We start from the raw sequence: 6,652 nt of genomic DNA on the forward strand, positions 1-6,652 counted from the left end.
GTCGAGCAGACGGACCACGCGGAGTGGGTCGACCAGCAGCGCGCCCCCGGCAGGGAGCCGCGCGGCGCGGGCTGGGACCCCGTGCCCGTCCCGCTGCCGACGTACGTGACCGCACCCGTGGCCCCGCGCGCGACCCGGGACGTGGACCTGGCCGCCCCCGACGTCTGGTCCTCGGCCCGTTCCACCTCCGCCGAGCCCACCGCCCGGCCCGAGCCGGAACAGCCCGTCGAGTCACGCCCCTCGCGCCGCACGCGCGGGCGCCGCCGCAACACCCCGCTCTTCGACCAGTACGAGGAGAAGCCCCCGCGCCGGGCGGCGGGCGAGTGAGCCGGTGCCCCCGCCGGGGCTCCTGACCTGTACGGAACGGATTACCGAGCACCCCTCCGGGGGTGCTAGAGTTTCACTCGTCGCAAGGGCCTGTGGCGCAGTCCGGTAGCGCACCTCGTTCGCATCGAGGGGGTCAGGGGTTCGAATCCCCTCAGGTCCACAGCACGACTGTTCTTGAGTTCGCTCAGGAATGGTGAAGAGATCCCGTCCGATCGCAAGATCGGGCGGGATCTTCGTCGTTCCCGGGGTCCGAGCCAGGCGCCGGCCGCAGGCTGGAGACGGAAGCGGGGGACCAGCCAGGCGCCGCGGAACGCGGCTCGGCCTGCGGAGGAAACGGCGAGCGTGAGGCCGGGGGGCCTGGCCCGGCAGACGATTCGCCCCGTCCCGCAGCCGCGCCAAATCAGCGGCCGGATACGGCTGGTGAGGAGTGTGAGACGGCGAGGGAAGCCGGGCCGGAGAGGGCTTTTCACGCTGGACCGGCGCCGGGGCCTCCCGGGCGCGCCGCAGCCAGGTCCGGTCGGCCCGGACCCTGGCCCTTCTCCGTGAGTACGGCACCCGGTTGGTGTCAGTTCGCCTGTTGGACGGTGACGTCCATGCGGAAGAGTGTCCGGGAGCCGTCCCCGGTGTGGGCCCGGAGGAGGATGCCGGTGTCCGGAGCGAGGGTGAAGTGGCAGACGAGCCCCTCCTCAAAAGCCCAGGCGCTGAACGGGAAGGACCGCATCGGCCGTACCGTGGCCCTGATGGAGGTGGGCCCGGCCGTGGTGACCTCTGCGAGGTGCGACACGACGCGGGCCGGGCTGAGGAGTTCCGCGAGTCTTGCTGCCGCAGGGTCGGTCTGGTCGGGCTCGTAGTCGCCGCTTATGTCCAGCGTCGTGTTCCTGCCCGCAAGCGTGACAGCCCATGAGCGCCTGGACGGCACATTCGCTACCGACAGTTCCGATTCGATGTCCGGGACGGCCGTGACGCCGGCTCGTAGCCGTACGGGATCGAGCAGGCTGGTTGCCATACGTGCCAGAACAAAGGGCGCGCCCTCCTCCGCACTCGTGGGCGCCGCGCCGGTGACCGGTGAGCCGTCGCCTGCCGTCGCGCGCAGATTGCGCAGCTGGCCGGAGCGGAAGCAGCCCTGCCTGTCGTAGGCGCGGGCGTGCAGCAGGAACCCGGTGGCGGTGTCGATACCGGCGGTCAGGTGGGTCGCCCCCGGCGGGAGCCAGGGGTCTTGCGGGTCGGCGGTCCAGGGATGCGGGACGAGCGTGACCTCGACGCAGGAGCGCCCGTCGATCCAGGTGCACCGCCCCGCCGAGGCGCTGGCAACACCGCTGATCAGGCGGGCGGGATCACAGAGTGAGAGCAGGGGGTCGCCGGAGGCTTCGTCCTTCTTGCGCAGGCGGGCGCTGGACCCGGAGTCGATCCGCAGCTGGCCTGTGGAAGTGGCCTCCGTCTCTTCGAAACGCTCCGCGCTGTGCCAGCCGTAGCGGCCCGAGACGTCTTCCGGCGAGCGGTGCTGGTCGTACCGCGCCTCCGCGTCGAAGTGGACGTCCCATGCCGCTGCGGCAGCCATCCTGCCCAGAGCCCAGCGAGCCAGGCCCGCATGATCTCCGGCCATGGCGTTCAGGGGGTGGGTAGTTGCCATGAGGTCCAGTTCTCAGGTTCTCCGGGGCCGGCCGAGGGCCACTGGACGTACAGAATCCGGTACGGGTGGTTCTGGGGCGCGGGCGCGAGTGTCTCGACGCGCCATCGTCGGCCGCCGAGCGAGGTGATCCGGCAGCCGGGCTTCGCGATGCCCTGGCCGCATCCCAGCACGCGCTGATTTTCCGGACTTTCGTCCGGAATTCCGGCCCGGTCGACGGTCTTGTGCGTCATGAACGACGCGTACCAGGGCCGCTCCGGCCCCTTGACATCCGCGGACAGACGACTTCCCGGCCGCGGGAGGCGCGCTCGTCTCCACGTGAGGCGTGTCGGCGGACGGTGGTCACCGCTTCTCGGCCACCGGCCGGCCACCAGGGGCAGCGCGGGGCCGTGCCGACCGTCGCGCGCGCTCGGCGCGGGCGGCGTCGAATCCGGGAAGGGGCTGGAGCCACCCTGTCGATTCGAGCCGCAGGAGACCAACGCCATCGCCAGGCAGACGGCGCCCGCCGCAGCCGCCGGCACACGACTCAGCGTTTCGTGCACTGGATCTCGCTGTCGTTCTGGTTGTACACGTGCGCTGAGCCCTTGCCCTGCGGCCCCGACACGTAGAGGCGCGCCTGGCCCTTGTAGCGGTACTTCGTTCCCGCCTTGCAGCCCTTGGATGCCACCACACGCAGTGTGCGGGCGTTCTTCTTCGCGCCCTTGGATGTCTTCAACTGCTCCCAGCCGTACCAGCGGGACCGGGAAAGGCTCCCTTCGGTCGAGACGTTGGGGGCGACCATCTTGCCCGCCGTGTCGAAATGGACGTTGATCGTGTGGTTCTTCGTGTGCGAGCTGTGCGGATAGTCGACCTTCCCGCTACAGAGGTAAGGCAGCTTGGGAGCTTTCGCCTGACGACCCGTCTCCGTCAGGTCGGCCTGTCCGCGCACGGCGTCACCGGTCTCGACGACCGGGCCGTCGGCGACGGCCGTGCCTTGCCCGGGGAGCAGGGCGAACGCGGCGAGGGCCGCGATCACCAAAATCGATCCGCGACGTGGTGCTGCCATGACACTCCGATTGGCTGGGCCGACTGAATGGTCGGGTGGGGGAACGCATCCTGTATAGCCAGCCGGAGTACCGAGTAGCCGGGCCGGAACGGAAAATTCACTTGGATGCGCTTCGCGGTCACTCGGGAGGTACCTTCTGCCGTCGTACAGCGGCGAAGTACAGCAGCCGCTACGGCTGTCGTCCCGGGTGCTTGCCGGGCTTTCGCAGCGCTTGGCTCCTCGCTTCGGACGGGGTGTGCGTTTGGGCTTCCCTCGTTACCGCGGTCTTGCTTCGGTGAGGGATCTGCGTGGGCACGTGAGGACGCACGTCCGGAGCGGCGGGCAGCGAGCCGCATGTGTGCCGGGTGCCAGGGAGGCGGATGGCCCGGATGCCCGCTCTCTTGGTGCGATGGGCGGGCGGTTGATGTTCCGGGGTTCCACCCGAGTCCCGTGCCGCGCGGTGAAGACGGAACCCGAGGCGGTTCTCAGCTCACCGGCGGCGAGTGGCGCCCGCTCCTGCTCCTGCTTCCGAGACCTCAGGGCGGTCACGCGGATCTGCGGCAGCGGGAGCGTGGCCGAGGAAGCTTCGGTTTTGGTCTCGGCATGGACCAGCCGGCGCCGGATGCGCTGGAGTTGGAGTGGTGCGGTGATTTCTCCGTCCTCCAGGTCCACGTTCGCCCGTGTGAGACCAAGCACCTCCCGGGCTGGGGGACGAGCACCAGGTTCGGGACGTGGGGCGCGTGGAGGGGGGCGTGCGTCGTCCGGGCAGCCTCCGCGACCGCAGCACGGCGCGGGCGTCCTGGACCGTCCGGCGGGAGGCAACCTGGTGGCAGCGCCGGCGCATGGCGCGTGACGAACCGGGGCCGGGCTTCGGTCAAAGACGTGCCTCGGGCGGGGGTGCTCGGGCGTTCGGGGTCGGAGAAGCCGCCCGTCACTTCCTGCGGGAGCGGTGACGACATTCCGTCCGATGGTGAGATCGGGCGGGGTCTTCCTCGTGGGGGGGCGTCTCAGTGCGTGAGGGACTTCACGTAGCAGAGGCTCGTGTCGTACTCGCGGTAGAGGCCGAACTTGGTGGGGGCCGGGGAGTAGCCGCTGGAGAGGTAGAGGGCGACCGCCTCGGGCTGCATCGTGCCGGTCTCCAGGACCATGCGGGTACGGCCCGCCTCGCGGGCGTCCTCCTCCAGGAGGGCCAGGATGCGGCGCGCGAGACCGAGGCCGCGTGCTTCGCGGACCACGAACATGCGCTTGAGCTCGGCGTCGCCGTCCGCGTAGCCCTCCTCGCTGATGTCCTGCCGGCGCCAGCCGCCGGTGGCGACGGGGCGTTCGCGCGCGTCGTAGGCGAGGAGGTAGAGGCCGCGGGGCGGGGTGAACATCGTGGCGTCGAGCGGGGTCATGTCGCCGTCGTCACCGTAGCGCTCGGCGTATTCGAGCTGCACCTGGTCGTTGAGCTTGACGGCGTCCGGGTGGTCGTACGGGACGGGACGGATCTGCATGAGGATGATCGTACCGCCGGTCGCATCTGTGGATAACTCCGGACGAATGTCCGAGCGTGTGCTCTAGGGTTCTGAGTGTGCTGATCGTGACGAGCGTGAACGTGAACGGGCTGCGTGCCGCGGCCAAGAAGGGCTTCACCGAGTGGCTGGCGGGCACCTCGGCGGATGTGCTGTGCCTCCAGGAGGTACGTGCCGAAGCTCACCAGCTGCCGGAGGGGGTGGCCCGCCCCGAGGGGTGGTTCAGCCTGCACGCGCCGGCTGCCGACAAGGGCCGGGCAGGGGTCTCGCTCTACACGCGGCGCGAGCCCGACCGGGTGCGTACGGGCTTCGGCAGCGCGGAGTTCGACGGGTCGGGGCGGTACGTGGAGGCGGACCTGCCGGGTGTGACGGTGGCGAGCCTGTACCTGCCGAGCGGCGAGGTGGGGACGGAGCGGCAGGAACAGAAGTACCGCTTCATGGACGAGTTCCTCGCCTACCTCAAGGAACTGCGCGGGCGGGCGGCGGCGGAGGGCCGCGAGGTGCTGGTCTGCGGGGACTGGAACATCGCGCACACCGAGGCCGACTTGAAGAACTGGCGCGGGAACCGCAAGAACGCGGGCTTCCTGCCCGAGGAGCGGGAGTGGCTGTCGCGGGTCCTCGATCCCGGGGACGGCGGCTACGTGGACGTGGTGCGCGGGCAGTACCCGGGGACGGAGGGGCCGTACTCGTGGTGGTCGTACCGCGGGCGGGCCTTCGACAACGACACGGGGTGGCGGATCGACTACCACATGGCGAGCGCGGGGCTCGCCGAACGGGCGGTGAAGGCGGAGGTGGAGCGGGCGGCGACGCACGCGGAGCGGTGGAGCGACCACGCGCCGGTGACGGTGACGTACGAGATGTGAGGGGAGGGGAGAGAGGGGAAGGGGCGGCTGTCGTCGGGAGGGGCGCAGGCGGTCGTGACGGAGGTGGCGGTAGCTGTTGTGGCGGGTTCCGTGGCGGGTTCCGTGGCGCGGGCGGGACGTGCGCGCCGCAGGGAGGGAGCGGGAGTTTCGCGGGGCGGGCTGGCTCCGGGTGGTGATGTCAGTCGGTGGAGGCGGCGGGAGGAGGTGAGGAGGGGCGGCCGGGCGCGGTCTCGGGGGTGGTGGTTCCGGGGCTCCTGTCGGTGAGGCGGCGGTCGAGCGCGAGGGAGAGTTCGGCGTCCATGACGGCCTTGGCGAGTGGGCGGAGTTTGTCCACGTCGGTGGCGAGCGCGTGGGGGCGGAGGGTTTCCAGGAAGAGGGTCGCGAGTGACTCGGCGTGGACGCGGACCTGACGGGCGGCGTCCAGGACGGTGGCGAGCGGGACGCCCTCACGGACCAGTGCCGTGGAGACGTCGAGGAGGCGCCGGCTGATGTGGACGATGGTGTCCCCGTCGACGGCGAGGTAGCCGAGGTCGAGCGCGGCGGCGAGGTTCTCCGGCGTGACCTCGCCCGCGAAGTGGTCGGCCAGCTCCTCGGGGGAGAGGCGGACGGGGGTCTCCTCCGTCGGGGTCTCGCCCACGCCCAGGACATCGGCGACGTCCCGGCCGTGCTCGAACGCCTCGGCCAGCTCGGCGATGCCGTTGAGGGTGTGGCCCCGTTCCAGGAGCGCGGTGATGGTGCGCAGACGAGCCAGGTGGTGCTCGTTGTACCAGGCGATCCTGCCCTCGCGGCGGGGCGCCGCGAGCAGCTTGCGCTCGCGGTAGAAGCGCAGCGTGCGGGTGGTGATCCCGGCGGCTTCGGCGAGCTCCGCGGCGCGGTACTCGCGGGCGGTGGTGGGGGCGGGGGTGATAGCGGGTGCGGGGGAGCCCGGGGTGTGCGTGGGTGCGGGGGTTTGGGCGGCGGGGGTGGCCGGCCGGGCCGCGCTTCGGTCGGTGGCGGCTGAGGTGTCCGGGGCTCCCGACGCGTTCGGGGCGTCCGGGGTCTCCAGGGCGTCCGGCGTTCCCAGGGCGTTCGCGGTGCCCGGAGCGTCCGGGCTGTGCGGGGTGCTCGCGATGTCCGGGGCACTCGGGACGTCCGGCTCATCCGGGCTGTCCGGGACGCCCGGGGTCCCCGGGACTCCCGGACTCCCTGGGTTGCCCGGTGCGCCCGGCCTCCCCTGGTCGCCCGGGATGTCCGGGGCGCTCGGGGCTGTGGGTCGGGGGGTGGGGGTGGTGCCGGGGTGGGCTCGGTTGTCGGGTGCTCG

7 protein-coding genes and 1 tRNA gene are annotated in these 6,652 nt (G+C 71.5%); 3 read left to right on the forward strand and 5 right to left on the reverse strand.

Annotated elements, in window-relative coordinates; genetic code table 11:
- Together SSBG_RS34870 and SSBG_RS17120 are read left to right on the forward strand one after the other, a co-directional pair.
- A partial coding sequence (locus tag SSBG_RS34870; RefSeq protein ID WP_037870008.1) for a hypothetical protein occupies nucleotides 1-327 on the forward strand: 327 nt, incomplete at its 5' end.
- 86 nt (nucleotides 328-413) lie between these two features.
- A tRNA-Ala gene (locus tag SSBG_RS17120) sits at nucleotides 414-487 on the forward strand.
- A gap of 405 nt (nucleotides 488-892) precedes the next feature.
- Here the strand turns inward: SSBG_RS17120 and SSBG_RS17125 are convergent.
- The 4 genes from SSBG_RS17125 to SSBG_RS17135 all read right to left on the reverse strand — a co-directional run bounded on the left by SSBG_RS17125 (nucleotide 893) and on the right by SSBG_RS17135 (nucleotide 4,471).
- On the reverse strand, nucleotides 893-1,885 hold the full coding sequence (locus SSBG_RS17125; RefSeq protein ID WP_158677794.1) for a hypothetical protein: 993 nt from the start codon (nucleotides 1,883-1,885) through the stop codon (nucleotides 893-895).
- Nucleotides 1,886-1,935: 50 nt separating this feature from the next.
- Nucleotides 1,936-2,187, reverse strand: a complete 252-nt coding sequence (locus SSBG_RS33305; protein WP_008747356.1) for a hypothetical protein — start codon at nucleotides 2,185-2,187, stop codon at nucleotides 1,936-1,938.
- A gap of 293 nt (nucleotides 2,188-2,480) precedes the next feature.
- On the reverse strand, nucleotides 2,481-2,999 hold the full coding sequence (locus SSBG_RS17130; RefSeq protein ID WP_008747357.1) for a hypothetical protein: 519 nt from the start codon (nucleotides 2,997-2,999) through the stop codon (nucleotides 2,481-2,483).
- A 986-nt stretch (nucleotides 3,000-3,985) separates the two neighbouring features.
- A complete protein-coding gene (locus SSBG_RS17135) occupies nucleotides 3,986-4,471 on the reverse strand; it encodes a GNAT family N-acetyltransferase (RefSeq protein WP_008747358.1) in 486 nt (161 codons plus the stop codon).
- A gap of 77 nt (nucleotides 4,472-4,548) precedes the next feature.
- Here SSBG_RS17135 and SSBG_RS17140 point away from each other — a divergent pair, with 77 nt between their 5' ends.
- The gene (locus SSBG_RS17140) at nucleotides 4,549-5,352 is read left to right on the forward strand and encodes an exodeoxyribonuclease III (RefSeq protein ID WP_037870010.1); all 804 of its coding nucleotides are present in this window, start codon (nucleotides 4,549-4,551) and stop codon (nucleotides 5,350-5,352) included.
- A gap of 178 nt (nucleotides 5,353-5,530) precedes the next feature.
- Here SSBG_RS17140 and SSBG_RS17145 read toward each other — a convergent pair whose 3' ends face one another.
- Nucleotides 5,531-6,259: a MerR family transcriptional regulator gene (locus SSBG_RS17145; protein ID WP_050776913.1), complete on the reverse strand. Its 729-nt coding sequence runs from the start codon at nucleotides 6,257-6,259 to the stop codon at nucleotides 5,531-5,533.
- Nucleotides 6,260-6,652: the final 393 nt, after the last annotated feature.

It is taken from the genome of Streptomyces sp. SPB074 (genome assembly GCF_000154905.1).
Taxonomy (GTDB): domain Bacteria; phylum Actinomycetota; class Actinomycetes; order Streptomycetales; family Streptomycetaceae; genus Streptomyces.